A 20493-nucleotide genomic window follows, 5' to 3' on the forward strand; every position below is an offset into this window, starting at 1 on the left:
AACCGTGATTGAACCCCTGTTTTGGTTGGGACTTTCTTTACTTTTAGTCGCCACAAGCTTGACTGCGGTTTTAGTGGCGGCAATACCGGCTTTGCAGGAGTTAGCACGCGCGGCTCGCAGTGCAGAAAAGCTATTTGATACTCTCTCGCGGGAGTTACCACCCACTCTAGAAGCCATCCGCGTAACTGGCTTAGAAATCACTGACTTAACTGATGATGTCAGCGAGGGCGTAAAAAGTGCTAGTCAGGTTGTGAAACAAGTAGATAAAAGCCTTGATAGTGCAAGAATTCAGGCTCAAAATCTGCAAGTAAGCACGCGCAGCATTTTTATTGGCGCGAAAGCTGCTTGGAAAAACTTCACGCGCCAAAAACCTGTAAGGCGGACGAGCGATCGCTTGCCAAGTAATGAAAAACCACCACTAACGTTGCGAGAACGGGAAGTGCTGAGGCAAGAAAATCGTCGGAGCAAAGCAGAGGTATACCGCGTTAATGATGGTTATAACGACACTGCTAGCTGGGAAAACAATTTTGATGACGAAGATTGAATTAGGGCATAGGGCAAAACAGTAACGAGTTGTGAGTAAATAAGTGAGATTCCCGACTCAGAACTCAGCATAGGTTAAAAGCCCTGCTAACACTAACAGCACTCAGCCTCCTGAAAGGCATTGGTTATTTCTCTTCATCTACCCCACTCCCCCTTCTCTTAAAAACCTTTTGCTTTGATCCCCTAGATTAGAGTAAAGTAAACAAGTGTAAAGAACTATCATTTTTCTAGTACTCTTTTAAAACAACTTGTTCGCTTTTACCGTTAATATTTGTATAAAAACGTCCATGCAATCTTGTTTTTGGCGACGAATTCTAGTATCTATTGCAATATTTTTCCTGGCTGGGTCAATTTGGGTGATGCATTCTCCCCCAGCGCTGGCTTATGACAATCCTGAGTTACTCCCTGACACCTTTACTCCAGTTGTAGATTTAGCTAAATCTCTGCCTGTGCTGCAAGAAGAAAAGCTTGTCAAAGATTTAGAGCAGTTCGAAGCCGACACAGGCTGGAAATTGCGAGTCTTAACTCAATATGACCGCACCCCAGGCAGGGCTGTTATAAAATATTGGGGTTTAGATGACAAAAGCATTCTACTCGTTGCCGATTCTCGTGGCGGAAACATCCTCAGTTTTAGCGTCGGCGATGCTGTTTATAAACTTTTACCCCGGACTTTTTGGATAGAACTGCAAACCCGCTTCGGTAATTTGTATTTTGTCCGCGAACAAGGCGAAGATCAAGCCATTCTACAAGCCTTAGAATCGGTTAAAGGCTGTCTGCTCAAAGGCGGTTGTAATGTTGTCCCCGGACTACCACGAGAGCAATGGATTCTCACCTTGATTACTTCAGTTATTGGTGGGGTGATTTGTGGATTTGCAGCTCAACCCCGCCAAAAAGGACAAGTTTTTGCTTGGCAATGGGCTTTAATTTTCTCACCTTTGTGGGGAATCTTGTTTATTGCCTTCGGCATTGGACCAGTTGTGACACGTACAAGCGACTGGTTGCCTTTAGTTCGCAATATCTCTGGGTTTCTCATTGGCGTCTTAGTTGCCTACCTATCTCCTATTTTCAGTCGCTCTTCTTCTAGTAATGAGTTATGAGTGAGTAGTTAGGAGCGAGTAGTTTAATTAACTTATAACTCCTAACTCCTAACTGTTAACTCTCTGAAGCTGATAAGCTGAAAGCTAATATTTGAGAAGCTCAACAAAAATGGAATGGCACGTAACTGATGCTCAAAGTTTAGCAATCATTGATAGTGAAATTGGCGACCATGTCTTTTCACCCGCAGAGTATGAGATTGTGCGTCGGGTAATCTACGCCACGGCTGACTTTGAGTATAAGTCTTTGATTCGCTTTTCTGAGCGTGCCTTGCAAGCTGGAGCAGCAGCGCTAGCCGCACGTACCACAATTGTGGTAGATGTGCCGATGGTACAAGTAGGTATTGCCTACGACATTCAAAACACCTTTGCGAATCCAGTGTATTGCAGCATGGAAGCTCTAACACGCCCTCAAAAAGAAAAGACTCGCGCAGCATGGGGAATAGAAACCTTAGCAAAGCGTTATCCAGAGGGCATTTTTGTGGTAGGTCAAGCGCAAACGGCACTGACTGCACTGGTGGATTTAATTGAAGTTGAGGAAATTAGACCTGCTTTAATAATCGCAACTCCAGTGGGATTTGTAAATGTTGATGAAGCTAAGGAGCGTTTACAAGACTCTCTAGTGCCTCACATTATAATTGACAGCCGCAAAGGAAATGCAGTTGTAGCAGCTGCGATCGTTGATGGATTGGTAGACTTAGCTTGGCAAGCCTATGGACAAGATGGAAATCGAGGGAGCTAGGAAAGTCGGCTTTATTGTATTTTGTATCCAAAAGAGTATTCATCAATCATTGAATATCCTGATATTTTGGTTAAGTCGTGCCGTTCAAGGAGCCTTATCTTGTGGTAATTCAAGGTTTCAGTTTAAGCGCATATCTTGCAATTCCTGTGGTATTAAATCTTTTCGCTGATGGAGAAGGAATAAAAATATCTTTAATTAAAAACGTTCGTCAGGTATCTAGTAACAAGGAAATTATCCTATCCAACCGTCAGTTAATCAGCACTAGGGCAACTCCAAAAACATACTATGTTAGTGGTGCTGGCAATGACAAAAATAGCGGACTCTCTACTTCATCCGCTTTTAGGACAATTCAAAGGGCAGCAAATCTGACTAACCCTGGCGATACAGTATTGATTATGAACGGAGTCTACAGGAATGCAAAACCAAGTGGTGACGTAGTATCTATTACTCGCTCTGGAAAAGCAAATGCATGGATTAAGTTTAAAGCATATCCTGGACATCGACCGAAAATTCAACACAATGGATGGCATGGAATTTTGATTCGCAATGGAGCGTCATATATTGAGATAAATGGGTTGGAGGTCATAGGAAACAACGCCAACATAACCCTTAATTATGCGATGAGTCAGAAAACTAACAAACTAAACCCGCTAACGAATGGAAACTGCATTAATGTGGATGGACGAAAAGATGGTCGTAGTCACCATATACGTATTGTCAACAACAAGGTACATAAGTGTGGAGGAGCAGGCATTTCAGCGATTGAATCGGACTATGTGACAATAGATAATAACGAAGTGTTCGATAATGCCTGGTATAGCGTTTATGGTTGCAGTGGCATTTCGATATTGAGCAGTTGGAATTCTGACAACAAGCGGGGATACAAGATGTTTGTTACTAACAACAAAACCTACAACAATCGTATGTACATCCCTTGGATTGCAGTCGGAAAGATCACTGATGGTAATGGTATTATTATCGATACTACAAGAAATGATGAAAACCCAAAACTAGGTCCATATAAAGGATATACTTTAGTTAAAAATAATCTTGCATTTAATAATGGTGGATCGGGTATTCATGCATTTTTAAGCGAGCATGTTGATATTGTAAATAATACAGCTGTTTTAAATAATCAGAGTCCAGAACTTAATGGTGGACAAATATTTGCTCATACGTCATCTGATGTCAAAATTTTAAGGAACATTCTTTATGCTTTTCCTGGAAAAAATATTAATAATAAGACTAAAAATAAAAACGTTATTTATGATTATAATATCTACATCAATAGCTCTAAAATAAATGTTAAGGGGCCTCACGATATTGTCGCAGGCTCACAATTTTTAAGCAAGTATCCCACTCTAGAAAAAATATCTGGCGATTGGAAATCGCGGTTAGATAAACAAAATCCGCCAACACGACCTTATGTAGAACCTAAGTCGGCAGGTTTTGCCTGCGGGACAGTGACTTATCGTTTACAAGGGAAACTCATCAAAGTGGGATGCTCTCGTTAGCAATAAGAAAGGAAATTCAGGGTAGGAGAGATTTATCCCGAATCCGAAAGCTTGAACCTCCTGGGCGACCATCGAGAAGTTTTGCGATTGAGAGCAAACTGCCGAAATATTTGCGATATAAGGTAAGGCTTGTAATTACTAAACGACTCACACGATGCGTAAATGCAGGGTGTGAGTTTATCTCTCTTGGAGGTTTTTGAAAGAGAAGCCGATACGGATTAACTCTTCAATCCTCTACTCTACGACGCCGCCGACGCGGTTTTTGCTGTTGGTCTTCACGCAAACGGCGACCGACTTCGTTAAAGAAATCCCGCCGCAGATAAGGATAATCGCTAACCCACAGGTCACGATTGGGAAAGTATATATCGCTAAATTCTTCAATACTGCTCAAATCTGGACGATTTGACATCACTACCATTTCTGCAATTTGGCCGCGAGTAATAACTTTGTGAGCAGGACGTAATGGTGCTACAAACTCAATGGTAAATCCTGTGTCATCACCCACCTCTAAGTTTATCTGTTTTTCTCGGTTTTCTATAATCACCAATTCGCCTTTGTTGTTGACTGTTTCGGTTTTACCCATCAACTGGTCTGTAATCCACCAATCTAGGACTCGACCACGGAAAAAGCCGCCGTACTTGTAACGGCGGCATTGTAAATTCCGCATACTTGCTTGAAACACTGGATACCACAGCCAAAAAAAAGCGCTAATTACCCCTAGCACAAATACTATTGAAGCAAACTCAAGCTTGAAAATAACTGTTACAAGCAAAATAACAACTACCGCAACTACAGAAATTAACAGCCGTTGCAAAAAATTTGAGAACTTCCCCCAATAGTATTTGTACTGCAAACCAGTAGCAATTAAGGGGACAACTTGTTCAAATTTCTGGCGAGTCAGTGGTACTAACATGAGTGCTAAGTAATGAATGCCCAATTGTGTGTTTAAAGTATCTTTTCTAATCCATATACTAACGACTTTAGCGCTAAGACTTTGCGAATCGCTAGTAGCACTCCTGGCATATAACAAGCGCGATCGCTCGTATCATGTCGTAAAGTATATATTTGTCCTGCTGCGCCAAAAATAACTTCCTGGTGGGCAATCAATCCCGGCAAGCGCACGCTATGAATTCTAATCCCTTCATCTGCGATACTCCCCCTTGCTCCTGTTAATTTTTCCGTTTCTTCTACAAGAGCAGGGTTAAAAGTTTTACCCAACTCTCCTAGTAACTGCGCCGTTTGAATAGCAGTACCACTGGGAGCATCAGCTTTTTGGTTGTGATGCAGTTCGATAATTTCTACATGGTCAAAATATTTTGAGGCGGCGATCGCGGCTTGTTGCAACAGTACCATGCCAATGGAAAAATTAGGAATAATTAGACAACCAGTGCTAGCTTTGTCGGCAAAGTCTGCCAAGTCTTGAATTTGTTCTGGACTTAACCCAGTGGTGCCAACTACAGGACGAATACCGTAAGCGATCGCACTGCGAATATTGTCATAAACTGAATCGGGATGGGTAAAGTCTACAATCACCCCTGGAGGAGACTGTCTATCTCCAGCCACATATCCCAACATCGGTTCTAATTGATTGGTAATTGGTACTTCCAGAGGTTCGCTTAAACCCGCTAACTCCCCAGCGTCTTTATCTTGATGTTCCAAACTGTAGTCAATTGCACCCACTAAGTTTAAGTCAGGCGCTTGCGCCACCGCCTTAACCACCTCACGGCCCATTTTGCCAGCAGCACCGTTGACAATAACCGGGATAGGAGCTTGATTCGTCATAGGTCGAGAAATACTTTTTGAGTCAACAAGGGAATTGTAAAGACTTTGGCGATCTAGTAGCTAGCTTCTCAAATCTCTGGCTTAATTCCACCTACCCTGAATTGTGCAGCTAATCGCTTAGTTTTTCTACTCCCCAAAAGATCGGTTCTCGTTTTCATTGCACTATCTTACCCAGTAACCCATTTTATTGGCCAATCGTACTGCTTTGATAAGTATTTCTTATGAAAAAGATCAGCCTTTGTTTGTCAAGTCTAGTTGACCATTTGTAATATTATTGTTATATTTATTTACATAGCTTAGTAAAGCCCTAAAGTAAGCTGCATAGTTAAAATTGCACCTTGTCTATTACCTACATAGTTTTGGTTGCATTGGGTGTTAACTAAGAAAAACAGACTTCGGTTTTGAAATATCCCATCGACATTTGGACTTCTCCCATTTACCTCGGCTATCAAGTCGGGGTTTTTTATGTTCTCGATTATTTCCTTATTTCTTTAACTTTTCTAAGGAAACTTTCGCTCTCGCACTTCCACGGCATAATCTTGCACGGCTTTGGTAATCGTCTCGCGCAAATTTGTGTAAACTTTGGCGAATGGTGGATGCTTTTGGGCCAGTCCCAGGACATCTGAGGTAACTAAAACTTGTCCATCGCAGTGAATTCCCGCACCGATACCAATTGTGGGAATACTTAATTTTTGTGAAATCTGCATTGCTAAATCTGCGGGTATATGCTCTAACACTAGAGAAAATACACCTGCTTGTTCCAGAGCGATCGCTTCTTGTAAAATCCTCTCACTGGCTTCTTGCGTTTTTCCTTGTTGGCGCAAACCCAGTTGATGTATTGATTGCGGTGTCAAACCCACATGACCCATTACCGGAATTCCAGCTTCTACTAAACGAGCCACAGTTTCGGCCATTGCTGGATAGCCACCTTCCAATTTTACCGCTTGAGCGCCCGTTTCCTTTAGTACCCGCCCAGCTGAGTGCATCGCTTGTTGCAGACTTTCTTGATACGTCAAAAAAGGTAAATCTACTACTACTAATGCCCGTTTAACCCCACGGCGCACAGATTTGGCATGATAGATAATTTCATCTAAAGTAATTGGCAGTGTTGTTTCATACCCTAGAACTACTGCCATAGAATCACCCACGAGGATTAAGTCTACACCAGCTGCGTCGAGGAGTTGAGCGATCGCATAATCCCAGGCGGTCAACGCGACAATTGAACGTCCCTGTTGCTTCCATTGAATTAATTGCTGGGTAGTGATTGCCATTTTTTGAATGCTGAGTAGTGAGTGAGTGCTGAGTTAGAAGTTAAAAGTTAGGAATCAGGAGTTTTGAATTTAAAAAATTTTTTAACTTATAACTCCTAACTCATAACTCTTAACTAATCATTTAACGGCGCGACTGAAAGCAATATGGGGTTTTGCACTGTCGGTTTTGGGCATTAACCAAGCTAGACCTTCACTAGTGCCAATCCATAATTTATTGCCGATATCAGGTGCAAGGGTAATAACCCGACTAGAAGGAAGTCCAGCAACTTCTCCATCTAATACGGCTCCTGTATTTGGATCTAATCGTAACAAACCATTATTAGTCCCGACCCAGACACTACCATCTTTAGCAAAACGTATCGCCGTTACATCACGCCCACGCAGGCGAGTTACAGACCGTAACACTGCACCAGTTTTTGGGTTAATAACTAGCAAATTATTCGGCATTCCTGCCCAAATTAACCCTTCTGGACTAATAGCTAAAGCTTGTACAGTTGTCCCTGGTAAATCGGCTATTCGCTTTATAATCGCAGCACTAGCAGTATTTACCCGCACCAATCCATCCAGAGTACCAACCCACAATTGACCTTCAGCATCTAAAGTCAAGGCATTAGCACTGACACCAGGCAGATTTTTTAATGTTGTCATAATCAAGCCTTGGTCGGGACTAATGAGAGCTAAACCGCTATCGGTTCCAGTCCATAAATAACCTCGTTTGTCAAGTAACAGTGACAACACGCGTTTAGAAGGCAAAAATAAATTTTGTGCGGTAATTTCGTTAGTACGGGGGTCAACTCGAACTAGTCCCTCATAACTTCCTACCCACAAACGTCCTACTTTGTCTTGGGCTAAAGCCCCAATGGCAACATTTGGTAAGCTAACACGAGAAATAATCTTCCCGGTTTTAGGATCGATCCGTGATAGTCCCCGCCAAGAACCTACCCAAAGATTACCTGTAACATCTCCCAATAAATTACCAACACGATAATCAGTTTTCGGTGAATTTTCTTCAACTCCCCGCTCATCAGGCAAAGATTCTACTCGCGGTGGCGGTGCGGAAGATGGGTAAGCGGGGGTTAGATCAGATGAATTAATGTCAGGGGTTTTTTGCGCCCATCCCATATTTGGCAAAGCTATCAACCCCAGCAAGATAGAAGTAATTAATAAACTAGTACGCTTGTAAAACAATACCACGGTGACATTTCCTTTGGAGACAGTACCCATAGCATTTACCTAAACTGCCTTTGGGTTAATTTCAGTGTTCCCCTTGCTGGGATTTTTTAAACATTGTGGATTGGGGACACAACTCTTGGAGAGGCTATGCCAACCACAAGCGGTAGTTGAATCTCGACTTACTTCGACACCGCGGTAGTTGAATCTCGACTTCGCTCGATTACCGCGTAGTCGAAACTCAATACAAGTCGCTCGATTACCGCGCGCTCGAAACTCAGTGTATTGGTGGGAACTGGGGATTTCTCCATCTCCCTAATCTTTTAAGTCCTTTACAGTTCTTAATGACATTTTGTAAACCTTTTGTAACAAAAAGTTTAAATCTTTATGTAATAACAAAATTAAATAGATAAGTTAAAAACTTTCAAAGAATAACTTATCGAATTCTTGATATATTGTGAAACAAGTTACAAATTACGTGGTGTGCAATTCTTTTATCTTTTGCTCACCACTCTGCTAAATCTCTGTCAAGTAAATTCTTTTCTGGTATCTTTTCCATCAAAGGGAAAGATATAAGGAGTGTAAAGGCGGGAATGTGTGCCAGCAAGGCCAATCCCCTGAATACCCTAATTTATGGGGGAATTATCTAAATCAAGCCGCAAAGCGCGGAAGTTTTGGTGAAATTGAGAAGGTTTAGTTGGGTGCGAAGAAGAAGTAAAAAAGAATTTTGATTTTTAGCAAGAGGAAACAGTAGAAGCGCTAGGTGGTGTACCCCTAGAAGGGGAAACACTGGTGAGGAGGGCTACCACCGCTATCCATTGTGTCAGCCGCAAAAAAACTGCTAACCTTTGCCAAAGGCAACTCCTAACATAAAATTTTTCTGATCTTCCCCTCGCTCAAGGGGGGCAAGAGCGGGGTGAGGGGAAGTTGCACAAAACGTGATTTGATAATTAAAAAGAGTGATTTCAGGGAAGGATAAAATTATGTCTTACGCTCAAACGAAGACTCAGAGCAAATCTGGGTATCAAGCCGGGGTTAAAGATTACAGACTAACTTATTACACACCGGATTACACACCAAAAGATACCGATCTTCTAGCTGCGTTCCGTATGACACCTCAGCCCGGTGTTCCTCCCGAAGAAGCAGGTGCGGCTGTTGCGGCTGAATCCTCCACAGGTACTTGGACAACTGTGTGGACAGATTTGCTCACCGACCTCGATCGCTACAAAGGTCGTTGCTATGACATCGAACCAGTTCCCGGCGAAGACAACCAGTACATTTGTTACGTTGCCTATCCTTTGGACTTGTTTGAAGAAGGTTCTGTAACCAACGTATTGACCTCAATTGTTGGTAACGTATTTGGTTTCAAAGCTTTACGGGCACTACGTCTAGAAGACATCCGTTTCCCAGTAGCTTACATCAAGACCTTCCAAGGGCCTCCTCACGGTATCCAAGTTGAGCGTGACAAATTAAACAAATACGGTCGTCCTTTGTTGGGTTGTACCATTAAGCCCAAATTGGGTCTTTCTGCTAAGAACTACGGACGCGCTGTATACGAGTGCTTACGCGGTGGTTTGGACTTCACCAAAGACGACGAAAACATCAACTCCGCACCATTCCAAAGATGGCGCGATCGCTTCTTGTTCGTAGCTGAAGCTATCAACAAATCTCAAGCAGAAACCGGTGAAATTAAAGGTCACTACCTAAACGTTACCGCTCCTACCTGCGAAGAAATGCTGAAGCGGGCTGAGTACGCTAAAGAACTCAAAATGCCCATCATCATGCATGACTACCTCACCGCAGGTTTCACCGCCAACACCACATTGGCTCGTTGGTGCCGCGATAATGGTATCTTGCTGCACATTCACCGTGCGATGCACGCTGTAATTGACCGTCAAAAGAACCACGGTATCCACTTCCGTGTATTGGCTAAAGCCCTACGTTTGTCTGGTGGCGACCACATCCACACTGGTACAGTAGTTGGTAAGTTGGAAGGTGAGCGCGGCATCACAATGGGCTTCGTTGACCTGTTGCGTGAAAACTACATTGAGCAAGACAAGTCTCGTGGTATCTACTTTACCCAAGACTGGGCTTCTCTACCTGGTGTAATGGCAGTTGCTTCTGGTGGTATCCACGTATGGCACATGCCCGCACTGGTAGAAATCTTTGGTGATGACTCCGTACTACAATTCGGTGGTGGTACTCTGGGACACCCTTGGGGTAACGCTCCTGGTGCAACCGCTAACCGCGTCGCCTTGGAAGCCGTTGTTCAAGCTCGTAACGAAGGCCGCAACTTGGCTCGTGAAGGTAACGATATCATCCGCGAAGCTGCCAAGTGGTCTCCTGAACTGGCTGTTGCTTGCGAACTGTGGAAAGAAATCAAGTTCGAGTTTGAAGCAATGGATACCGTCTGATCTGGGTTAACAGTTAAGAGTTAAGAGTTAGAAGTAGAGACGCGATTAATGGCGTCTGTACAAGAGTTAGGATTTGCTTTGCATTAATTCATAACTCGTAACTCATAACTCATAACTCTTCACGGCTGGGGTCAAGCATGAATCTTAAGCAAATTGCGAAGGACACAGCCAAAACTCTCCAAAGCTATCTGACTTATCAGGCTCTAAGGACAGTATTGGCACAGCTAGGCGAAACAAATCCGCCATTAGAACTTTGGCTGCGTAACTTTTCGTCTGGCAAAATTCAAAATGGTGAGTCATTAATTGAGCAATTGTTGCGGGAAAAACCAGATTTGGCTTTGCGAATCATGACTGTCAGAGAACATATTGCGGAAGAAATTGCAGAATTTTTACCGGAAATGGTGCGTACTGGCATTCAGCAAGCCAACATGGAGCAACGTCGCCAGCATTTAGAACGCATCACACAAGTAGTAGACACATCTAACCCCAGTCTGCAACCAGAACAGCAAACAACTTCAGATCAGAATTTGGATAACTTATCCAATTAGTTCGGTCAATCTACTAGTAAAAATCGCAACCCATTATCAAAAGCTATGCAAACTTTACCAAAAGAGCGTCGTTACGAAACCCTTTCTTATCTTCCCCCTCTGTCTGATGCTCAAATTGCTAAACAAGTTCAGTACATCTTGAATCAAGGTTACATTCCTGCGATTGAGTTTAACGAAACTTCTGAGCCAACAGAATTATATTGGACAATGTGGAAGTTGCCTTTGTTTGGTGCTAAATCCACTCAGGAAGTATTGAGCGAAGTTCAAGGATGCCGTTCTCAATTTAACGGCAGCTATATTCGTGTTGTGGGTTTTGACAACATCAAGCAGTGTCAAGTTCTCAGCTTTCTTGTTCACAAACCCAACAGATACTAAGTCTAGTCAGTTGTAATTAATCATGGGATAGTTCAAGTCATTTGTTTGTCCCTGTATAGGAGAGGTAGAATTATCTGCCTCTTTTTTTATCGAACAGAATTCAGTTGGGAATTCTCTACATTTATAGATAACGTCGCGGTCTGAATAATTGGGTTTAAGACCCCCAGCAAATTTCAATTTGGTAGTGCAACAATTCAGTTGCGAGCCTGAATTTCCGCTGATAGCGTTGGCGTTGGCGCAGTCTCTTGTAGAGAAGCGTCTTGATTCTGATTACTGAATTCCTCAAAATTAGGCATTGGGGAACATAAGCATTTATACTTCACCATTTAATGCATTATCCGAAGCGTCCCGCTTGGTGGGAGAATAAAGACGAGAAATGATGCAAGCCTTGTATTATCTCCAGCCCAAAGGAATCTGTAGAAATGTGGAAACGAATTGTATTAATTTTGCTATTGGTGTTGAGCTTTAGTCTGAGTAATTCGGATGTTGCGGCTGCGGCTGGACTCAAAAGCTTTGTAGATAGTAGTGATGGCTATCAGTTTTTATATCCTAACGGCTGGCTGCCAGTTAAAGTTGCCGATGGGCCAGATGTGGTTTTCCACGATTTGATTGAGGTGTCTGAAAATGTTTCAGTTGTGATTAGCCCAGTTCCTGAAGGCAAAACTTTGTCAGAATTGGGAACCCCAACAGAAGTAGGATACAAATTAGGAAAAGCGGCTCTCGCGCCTCCTGATTCTGGTCGTTCGGCTGAATTAGTCAATGCCGCACAGCGAGAAGTAGATGGTAAAACATACTACCTTTTAGAGTATGAGGTTAAACTCCCCAATCAACAGCAACGGCACAACATTGCCAGTGTCGCTGTTAGCCGTGGTAAACTTTTTACCTTCAACGCCTCAATTCCTGAAAAACGCTGGCAGAAAGTTAAACGAATGATAGATGAGGTTGTTAATTCTTTTTCTGTTTATTAATTGGGGAGTAGGGAGACATCAATTAAAAATTAAAAATTAAAAAAAGACTGCGGGAAAAGGGGAACAAGGGAAATAAGCCATACTTCGACTTCGCTCAGTACAAGTGCCCAATACTTCGGCTTCGCTCAGTACAAGTGCCCAGTACCCCATCCGCAATTACCAAGTTGGTCAGATCATGAAAATTCCACCTTTTGTACTTGCTTCAGCTTCTCCAGCCCGACGCCGCTTATTGCAAACTGTTGGTATTGAACCGATAGTTCAACCTAGTGACTTTGACGAATCGCAAATTGAACTAAGTGAACCAGGAGAATTGGTCAAAACTCTTGCCCAGTATAAAGCGGAAACTGTAGCCCCACAGTTTGAATCAGCTTTGATTATGGGTTGTGATTCAGTTTTGTCCATCAATGGTGAAATTTACGGCAAACCAGCAGACTTCTCTGAAGCGATCGCACGTTGGCAGATAATGCAAGGTAACTTTGGCGACTTGTACACAGGTCACGCCTTAATTGACCATGACCAAAACCGTACTTTAGTCAAGTCACAAGTCACAAGAGTTTACTTTGCTCAAATGAGTGAAAAAGCAATTAAAGCTTATGTTGCCACTGGTGAACCACTCAAGTGTGCTGGGGCCTTTGCCATTGAGGGTTTTGGAAGTTTCTTCGTAGAAAAAATTGAAGGTTGTCACACCAATGTAATTGGACTCAGTTTACCCCTGCTGCGCCAGATGTTAAGTGAATTGGGATACGATGTCACTGATTTCTGGCAGCAATAGTCCCTTGTCTAAAGTTATTAACCAATGACAAATACTTCGGCTTCTCTACGAGACGCTACGCGAACGCTCAGTACAAGTGACAAATGACAAATGACTAATAACTAAATTCCCTGATATTGAGTATTGCCTCTCCATGATCTGGAATCCAGGCTAGCCACTCATCTGCCGAAACCGGACACAATAAAAGTGCTTCGTCAAAACTAAAGGGGTTGGGAAGTTGCAAAAGCTTTACCCAAGTAGAAGCTTTGAACCTCTGTAAGCCTTCCAGATTTTTGTGCCTTCTTGCTTGTACAGCAAAATCCGGTTTATAAGAATCTAGTTTCATAGCTTTCTATTAGCCTTCACAAATGGACTAATCTAAAATTATTTCTGTAACCTAGACTACAAAAAAAAGAATCCTTGTGAAAAGTATCTGTCTTATAAATTTACGTTGGCTGGGTGTAAGTGTTTGCTTATATTGCAGACCACAACAGGTATGGCACGACAAGTTGTAGACTGGCCACTAGATCGCATTCCTAACTAGAATATGTCATTTACTTCTATGCCCTCGCTGCGCGAGCAACAACATCCCCTAATTCGTCAGCTAGCTGATTGTATTGAGGCAGCTTGGCATCAGCACCTGGATTTATCCCCCTATCACTTGCCTAATGAGTTGGGGTATGTGGAAGGTAGATTAGAAGGCGAAAAACTGACGATTGAAAACCGTTGCTATCAAACGCCCCAGTTTCGGAAAATGCACTTGGAACTGGCAAAAATCGGCAATATGCTGGATATTTTGCACTGTGTCATGTTTCCCCGCCCAGAATACAACCTGCCGATGTTTGGTTGTGATTTAGTTGGGGGTAGAGGTCAAATTAGTGCTGCGATCGCAGACCTTTCTCCAATTCACGTAGAGCGAACCTTACCAGAATCTTATACTTCTGCACTGACACAGCTAACAGTGCTTAACTTTTCCCAACCCCGTGAATTACCAGAATGGGGAAATATTTTTTCAGATTTTTGTATCTTTGTGCGCCCCAGTTCCCCAGAAGAAGAAACAATGTTTCTCTCGCGGGTGCGAGAATTTTTAGATATTCATTGCATCCAAGCGATCGCCTCGCATCCTGTTTCAGTTGAACAAGTCAGCCAAAATCTCGCCGGACAACACAACTACTGCACCAAACAGCAGCAAAACGATAAAACCCGCCGCGTCCTAGAAAAAGCCTTTGGCCCAGCTTGGGCAGAAAATTACATGACCACAGTTTTATTCGATCTGCCAACTTAATCATCTCTTCTATCACCCTCATCTCCCCCATCTGTAGGCTCTGCTACGTTTTCAGCAAACGGATAAATGTAGAATTCATTCAACGAGAGTTTTATGGAGTTCTAAAACAGCAACAGGGAGAATAGCAAGGTCTTTGAAGCGAATATCACAAAATGGTTTGTTGTCTTGGTAGGTGCAAACAACTAGAGACAGCTAACTCATTGACCAGAAAGTTAAGGAAACTCTGATGTTAGGAATGTTCAAATTGACCCTTCTCTACGAGAGGCTGCACTTCGACTACGCTCAGTGACCACGCCAACGACTTCGTTCAGGGTGAACAGATATTTTTTAGTTAGTTAATCGTTGATTGACTTAAGGAAGACTAACTTTTGTAACAAGATTGTGTCTAACAAAGGCAACAGTCTATTTTTGATGTTTCTTTTCAATTTTGAAATTAACTCTCGCTGTCGTAAATGTAGCAGTAAAGTACCGCATCATACCAATTGAGAATTTTTTATAGAGATGCGATATATCGCGTCTCTATATCTAGATTCATACTGCTTGTGAATTCTGCTAACTCCCATTGCACTGATGTCTCAATATAGCGGTTATCAGTTGAGTGCAATACAGACCTAACCCCCAGCCCCTTCCCTATAAGGGAAGGGGAGTAAGATTCAAAGCCTCTCTCCTAAAAGGAGAGAGGTTTGGAGAGAGGTAAAAGTGTATTGCATACATAATAAGCGGCTATAGAAAACACCATTTTGTAAAGCCATAGTGTTGAACGTTCATCACACAATGGATTTTTAAGCCATACCCAGCTTGAAACCACTGTTGTTTGTCCTAACAGCTGGCTGTTGATTAAAAACCTTTTTATTTTTACTTCCATCAGCACAATTCAGGTAAATGGGCAACATACTATGTCAAGGGTGACTGAAAAGCCGAAGCCAAGTGAACAGACACTAAATCATGAACAACCTAAGATTTGGTGGGGTATCGCTGTAGCCGTGCCAGTAGTAATCGCCGCTGGGATACTAGGTACGGCCAAAATCGAGCAGTTAAAAAAACTAGCTACATCCGCACCCGTAATGCCATCTACCAATAGCATTAGTGCTGTAGGGCGTTTGGAACCGCGAGGCGAAGTTGTTAAATTGTCCGCCCCATCATCAGGATTAGCGCCATCGTCAAGAATTCAGCAACTTTTGGTGAAAGAGGGTGAACAGGTAAAGCAAGGTCAAATTGTGGCAATTTTGGACAACCGCGATACCCAAATAGCCGGACTACAAGAGGCAAAAGCGAAAGTCCAAGAAGCCCGTGCGAATTTAGCGCAAGTCAGGGCTGGCTCTCCCAGAGATATTCAAGCTCAAAGAGCAGTTATTGCTCGCCTACAAGCGCAGTTAATTGGGGAAAGGAATGCAGGGCAAGCAACGATCGCGCGGATTGCAGCTCAGTTAAGTGGTGATAAACTTGTCCAACAAGCAACCGTGAATCGCTTAGAAGCTGAACTTAGTGGGCAAAGAGATGCTCTAAGAGCAACGGTTGTGCGTATTCAAGCCGAACAGCGCAATGCTCAAGTCGATGCCGGACGGTATGATTATTTATACAAAGAAGGTGCTATTTCTCAGCAAGAGCGAGATAGAAGACGCTTAAGTGCAATAACTGCTAATCAGCAGGTGGCTGAAAGCCAAGCTACCCTAAAACAGACATTGGCAACCTTGCGACAGCAACTTGCTGAGGCTAGAGCCAACCAAATACAAAATTTAGCAACTTTGCAACAGCAGTTAATCGAAGCTAAAGTTAACCGCGATAAAACTGTCGCAACTTTGCAAAGACAAATTGATGAAGAAAAAGCCAAACTAAGCAGAATTTTAGATGTTAGTCCTACCGATGTACAAGTAGCACAAGCCCAAGTTAGTAATGCGATCGCAAATGTCAGAAAAGCCGAAGCAGAACTAAGATTAAGCTACGTTCAAGCACCAATCGCTGGAGAAATTTTAAAGGTTTATACCAAATCGGGTGAAGCGATCGGCGCAAATGGCATTGCTGAAATTGGACAAACTAACCAAATGTTTGTAATTGCTGAAGTCGCCGAAGACAGCATTGCTAAAGTCCGTCTTGGCCAAAACGCTATTATCACCAGTGATAACGGCGCATTTGGCGGAGAATTAAAGGGAACTGTCACTGAAATTGGCAGAAAAATTGGTAAAAAAGATGTGCTGAATACAGATCCAGCAGCAGATGTGGATGCCAGAGTTGTAGAAGTTAAAATTGCTCTCTCTCCAGAAGATAGCCAGAAAGTTTCTGGTTTAACTTACGCCAAAGTTATTGTCGATATTAATAATTAATTAAGTTGTCGGTGAGCAGTAATCCTAATCCATAATTTGATATTTTGGATTAAAAATCTTGTTTAATAGTCTGTTTAATCAATTTTAAACATTCTATCAATCCGGTACGGGTGTCACCATAATGGGTTGAAAATTTAAAATCGCTACACTTGTTGAGACGCCTAGAAAATGAATCAAAAAATACCTCTGTCGTGGCTACAACTGACAAGGGAAAAAACTCGTCTAGCTGTGGCTTTAGCAGGAATTGCTTTTGCCGATATTTTAATGTTTATGCAACTCGGCTTTCGGGATGCTCTGTATTATAGTAACGTTCGGTTCCATAACAGCTTGCAAGGCGATATTGTTTTAATTAATAGTCAATCTAACGCTATATTGGCGATGAGAAGCTTTTCTCAACGACGGTTATATAAAGCTTTAGAATTGCCCGCAGTTCAATCAGTACATCCAATATATTTGGACTTTACAATCTGGAAAAATCCTGTAACAGGCCGTCCTCGGAGTATCCTAATCTTTGGAATGAACCCAGAAACTAACCTAGTCAACTTACCTGGAGTTCAGGAAAATTTAGATAAACTTAAACTACCTGATGTAGTTCTATTTGACCGTTCTTCTAGAGTAGAGTATGGCCCGATCGCTGCTAATTATGACCAAGGAAAGCCTGTAACGGCAGAAGTAAGAAGGCGGCGAATTAAAGTAGAAGGACTCTTTACATTAGGTGCATCATTTGGTGCAGATGGTAATTTAATTACGAGTGATATCAACTTTCTGCGAATATTTAGCAATCGTCAAAAAGGGTTAATTGATATTGGGTTAATTAGATTAAATCCGGGAGTAGATGCTAATGTTGTTGCCCAACAATTACGAAAGTATTTACCTAATGAAGTAAATGTTTTAACTAAACAAGAATTTATTGATTTTGAGCGGAGTTACTGGGCAAATAGTACAGCTATTGGCTTTATTTTCACATTAGGGACTGTTATGGGTTTCATTGTGGGTACTGTGATTGTTTATCAAATTCTTTATACAGAAGTTGCAGATCACTTAGCCGAGTACGCTACCCTCAAAGCCATAGGTTACACACAAAACTATTTATTGACAGTCATTCTTCAAGAAGCTTTATTATTAGCAGTTTTAGGCTATTTTCCTGGAATAGTTTTTGCCTTATTTATGTATGACAGCGCCAGAAATGCAACACTATTACCAGTGTTTATGAGTTTTGAACGAGCGGCAATGGTATTGATTTTGACTATGCTGATGTGCATTATTTCTGGTGCGATCGCAGTTAGAAAATTACGCTCTGCCGATCCAGCAGATATCTTTTAATTAATATTGTATTAATTAAAAGATAGGAAAAATAAGTTTAGCTTATGATAAAAAATAAGCAAATTTAGTCTCTGAAAGCCACTACAGTTAAATTTTGAAACTACTAATTTATAACTAACAAAAATATGATGGAAAAAGAACCTGTAATCGCCATTAAAAATCTTAATCACTTCTATGGCAAAGGCGCACTGAGAAAACAGATATTATTTGATATCAATCTAGACATTTATCCAGGTGAAATTGTGATTATGACCGGGCCATCAGGTTCAGGTAAAACAACCTTACTGAGCCTAATTGGCGGTTTGCGGTCTGTACAAGAAGGAAGTTTAAAATTTTTAGGTGAAGAACTTATTGGCGTCAGTCAAAACAAATTAGTGCAGATGCGGCGCAACATTGGTTATATTTTTCAAGCTCACAATTTGCTAGGGTTCTTGACAGCCAAGCAAAATGTGCAAATGGCGGTAGAATTGAACGATAATATTTCTCAAACAGAAGCAGTGGCTAAATCAAAAGCTATGCTGGGGTCTGTTGGTCTAGAAGAACGAGTTGATTACTACCCAGACAATCTTTCTGGTGGACAAAAGCAAAGAATTGCGATCGCTCGCGCCTTGGTGAATCGTCCCCCGTTGGTGCTAGCAGACGAACCAACAGCAGCATTAGACAAACAATCAGGACGCGATGTTGTGGAAATAATGCAGAGTCTAGCCAAAAATCAGGGTACTACTATCTTATTGGTGACACACGACAACCGCATTTTAGACATAGCCGATCGCATTGTCGAAATGGAAGATGGTCTTTTAACCCGTAATTCCCCCAATACAGTTATTCAGTCGTGATTTTAGTCATTTGTCATTTGTCCTTTGTGAATGACCAATACAACTCTTGGAGAGGCTGCGCCAAGGACTATGCTACTTCGGCTGCGCTCAGTACAAGTGACCAATGACCAATGACTATTAAGCGATCGCAGAAATTTCAATTAATTTGCTTTCGACAGTTTTTTAATTTGTCCAGTAAAGTATGCTTCTTCATGTTTGAGTTGTTGCGCCAGTTTTAACCCTTGTTGAAAAGCTGTTAATGCTTGAGGAAATTCTCTGCGTTCTAGATACAATTGCCCAATTTGGTCATAAGCTTGCATCATTCCGTAAAAGTTGGCAGCTTGCGCCTGTATCTGCACCAGAATTTCGCTAGCCTGCAAAGCCTCTTCTGTTTGTCCTTGGGAACGATACAGCGCAATTAACTTCTGCAAAGCATCACCAGCCCGAACATACTGCTTTAATTGCCAAGCAGTAGTATAAGCTTCTTGATAATTATTAAAAGCTTCTAGCAGTAAATTAGGATCTTTCTTAGCTAGAGATTCGTAATCTGAAGCGATCGCTATCTTTAATTCTGGTATTTCCGTAAGCTTATTTTCATTGACATAAATTTCTGCTAGTTTGTTAAGTACATTCAATGACTGCTGTGGTTGGCTTGTCTGCTCGTAAATGTAAGCCAGTTGTTGCAGATATGTTACCTCGTTTACACGATCGCCAACAGATGTAGCTAAACTCAACAATTCCTCGTAAATTGGTGCAGCTTTGCGATAATCAAACCAACTCAAATGCAGTTCTCCAATTGTTTTGAGGGTTTCTAATAGCGCTGCTCGATCTTGTTGTTGTCGCACTACTAGCAAAACTTGGTCGTAAGCTTCTATAGCCAGTTTAGACGATCGCACATTTTTGTAAGCTTCACCTAGCGATCGCCACAATTCTAGATCGATTGGGGCAGTTTTTTTCTGAGATTGCGCTTGCTTTTGAATTGCTTGCAATCGTTCCGTTATATATTGTACTTCTTGTCCGTCGTTTAGCTTCCAAGCGATCGCCCCAACTCGTGATAATGCTTGCACCTCTGCTAATGAACCTAGAAAGCGCCGCAAACGCAGTTCTCGGTTCCAAATTTCAAACGCCGCAACCTGTTCACCTGCTTGTAGTTTCGCAGCCGCTTCTTGATTTAACGCATCCAATGCTGGTTCTAACTTTTGTCGTTCTTGGAGAGTTAAGGGTTGTTTATCCTTGGGCGAACGTGGTGACAGTGGATCGGGTGTGGTAATCTCTAGAGGGCTAGGAGGAAATTGATCAGGTGGTTTCGGCGGTTTAGTCTGTGCCAGTGTTAAGGAATTGCTAAAGAGTATAGTGGCAGTAGCGATCGCAATTAAGTGCCTGAGCATGGGTACTTTACTTTGCCTTGAGTGAGTTACACGAGATAATTAGCAATTATCCCCATGCCTATTATTGACTAACTATTCTCCAGCTTTTCTCCAGCTTTACAAGAAAAGCCTACGTGAGAGCTATGTGGCTTCAGCATACAGATAAAAGAAATTGTGCGGATTTTGTATAAATAAATGCTTAATGAGTTC

At 42.1% G+C, this 20493-nt stretch carries 19 protein-coding genes; 13 read left to right on the forward strand and 6 right to left on the reverse strand.

What is annotated here, in order from left to right; genetic code table 11:
• Nucleotides 1–4 precede the first annotated feature (4 nt).
• The 4 genes from RMY27_RS01675 (at nt 5) to RMY27_RS01690 (ending at nt 3893) form a co-directional block, all read left to right on the forward strand.
• A complete protein-coding gene (locus tag RMY27_RS01675; protein ID WP_322659893.1) occupies nt 5–544 on the forward strand; it encodes a DUF948 domain-containing protein in 540 nt (179 codons plus the stop codon).
• 286 nt (nt 545–830) lie between these two features.
• Entirely contained in the window at nt 831–1640 is an 810-nt protein-coding gene (locus RMY27_RS01680; RefSeq protein WP_322659894.1) for a TPM domain-containing protein, read from the forward strand.
• Nucleotides 1641–1749: 109 nt separating this feature from the next.
• Entirely contained in the window at nt 1750–2379 is a 630-nt protein-coding gene (locus RMY27_RS01685) for a precorrin-8X methylmutase (RefSeq protein WP_322659896.1), read from the forward strand.
• 101 nt (nt 2380–2480) lie between these two features.
• Nucleotides 2481–3893, forward strand: a complete 1413-nt coding sequence (locus tag RMY27_RS01690) for a right-handed parallel beta-helix repeat-containing protein (RefSeq protein ID WP_322659898.1) — start codon at nt 2481–2483, stop codon at nt 3891–3893.
• 226 nt (nt 3894–4119) lie between these two features.
• Here RMY27_RS01690 and RMY27_RS01695 read toward each other — a convergent pair whose 3' ends face one another.
• The 4 genes from RMY27_RS01695 to RMY27_RS01710 form a co-directional block, all read right to left on the reverse strand.
• The gene (locus tag RMY27_RS01695) at nt 4120–4806 is read right to left on the reverse strand and encodes a phosphate ABC transporter permease (RefSeq protein WP_194041464.1); all 687 of its coding nucleotides are present in this window, start codon (nt 4804–4806) and stop codon (nt 4120–4122) included.
• Between the two features lie 32 nt (nt 4807–4838).
• A complete protein-coding gene (dapB, locus tag RMY27_RS01700; protein WP_322659900.1) occupies nt 4839–5675 on the reverse strand; it encodes a 4-hydroxy-tetrahydrodipicolinate reductase in 837 nt (278 codons plus the stop codon).
• Between the two features lie 500 nt (nt 5676–6175).
• Entirely contained in the window at nt 6176–6946 is a 771-nt protein-coding gene (gene panB, locus RMY27_RS01705; RefSeq protein WP_322659901.1) for a 3-methyl-2-oxobutanoate hydroxymethyltransferase, read from the reverse strand.
• Nucleotides 6947–7063: 117 nt separating this feature from the next.
• Nucleotides 7064–8170: a ligand-binding sensor domain-containing protein gene (locus RMY27_RS01710; protein ID WP_322659903.1), complete on the reverse strand. Its 1107-nt coding sequence runs from the start codon at nt 8168–8170 to the stop codon at nt 7064–7066.
• Nucleotides 8171–9099: 929 nt separating this feature from the next.
• Between RMY27_RS01710 and RMY27_RS01715 the strand changes: the two genes are divergently transcribed.
• From RMY27_RS01715 to RMY27_RS01735, 5 genes are all read left to right on the forward strand, one after another.
• Complete coding sequence (locus RMY27_RS01715) at nt 9100–10530, forward strand: form I ribulose bisphosphate carboxylase large subunit (RefSeq protein WP_100900845.1); 1431 nt, start codon at nt 9100–9102, stop codon at nt 10528–10530.
• Between the two features lie 137 nt (nt 10531–10667).
• Nucleotides 10668–11078, forward strand: a complete 411-nt coding sequence (gene rcbX / locus RMY27_RS01720; RefSeq protein ID WP_322659905.1) for a RuBisCO chaperone RbcX — start codon at nt 10668–10670, stop codon at nt 11076–11078.
• A 45-nt stretch (nt 11079–11123) separates the two neighbouring features.
• Nucleotides 11124–11453, forward strand: coding sequence for a ribulose bisphosphate carboxylase small subunit (locus RMY27_RS01725; RefSeq protein WP_322659907.1), 330 nt, complete (start codon nt 11124–11126; stop codon nt 11451–11453).
• A gap of 422 nt (nt 11454–11875) precedes the next feature.
• Entirely contained in the window at nt 11876–12421 is a 546-nt protein-coding gene (psbP, locus tag RMY27_RS01730) for a photosystem II reaction center PsbP (RefSeq protein ID WP_292857689.1), read from the forward strand.
• A gap of 175 nt (nt 12422–12596) precedes the next feature.
• Nucleotides 12597–13193, forward strand: a complete 597-nt coding sequence (locus RMY27_RS01735; RefSeq protein WP_322659910.1) for a nucleoside triphosphate pyrophosphatase — start codon at nt 12597–12599, stop codon at nt 13191–13193.
• Nucleotides 13194–13287: 94 nt separating this feature from the next.
• On the opposite strand, the gene RMY27_RS01740 is transcribed toward RMY27_RS01735, so the two are convergent.
• Nucleotides 13288–13518 (reverse strand): hypothetical protein, encoded by a 231-nt coding sequence (locus RMY27_RS01740; RefSeq protein ID WP_322659912.1) that lies wholly within the window; start codon nt 13516–13518, stop codon nt 13288–13290.
• Nucleotides 13519–13719: 201 nt separating this feature from the next.
• Here RMY27_RS01740 and RMY27_RS01745 point away from each other — a divergent pair, with 201 nt between their 5' ends.
• From RMY27_RS01745 to RMY27_RS01760, 4 genes are all read left to right on the forward strand, one after another.
• Nucleotides 13720–14457 (forward strand): phycocyanobilin:ferredoxin oxidoreductase, encoded by a 738-nt coding sequence (locus RMY27_RS01745; protein WP_322659914.1) that lies wholly within the window; start codon nt 13720–13722, stop codon nt 14455–14457.
• An 896-nt stretch (nt 14458–15353) separates the two neighbouring features.
• Complete coding sequence (locus RMY27_RS01750) at nt 15354–16778, forward strand: HlyD family efflux transporter periplasmic adaptor subunit (protein WP_322659916.1); 1425 nt, start codon at nt 15354–15356, stop codon at nt 16776–16778.
• A 168-nt stretch (nt 16779–16946) separates the two neighbouring features.
• Nucleotides 16947–18101, forward strand: coding sequence for an ABC transporter permease DevC (gene devC / locus RMY27_RS01755; protein WP_322659918.1), 1155 nt, complete (start codon nt 16947–16949; stop codon nt 18099–18101).
• A 128-nt stretch (nt 18102–18229) separates the two neighbouring features.
• Nucleotides 18230–18937: a DevA family ABC transporter ATP-binding protein gene (locus RMY27_RS01760; RefSeq protein WP_322660100.1), complete on the forward strand. Its 708-nt coding sequence runs from the start codon at nt 18230–18232 to the stop codon at nt 18935–18937.
• A gap of 140 nt (nt 18938–19077) precedes the next feature.
• Here RMY27_RS01760 and RMY27_RS01765 read toward each other — a convergent pair whose 3' ends face one another.
• Entirely contained in the window at nt 19078–20304 is a 1227-nt protein-coding gene (locus RMY27_RS01765) for a hypothetical protein (protein ID WP_322659920.1), read from the reverse strand.
• Nucleotides 20305–20493: the final 189 nt, after the last annotated feature.

Source organism: Nostoc sp. DedQUE09 (genome assembly GCF_034530915.1).
Lineage (GTDB): Bacteria > Cyanobacteriota > Cyanobacteriia > Cyanobacteriales > Nostocaceae > Nostoc.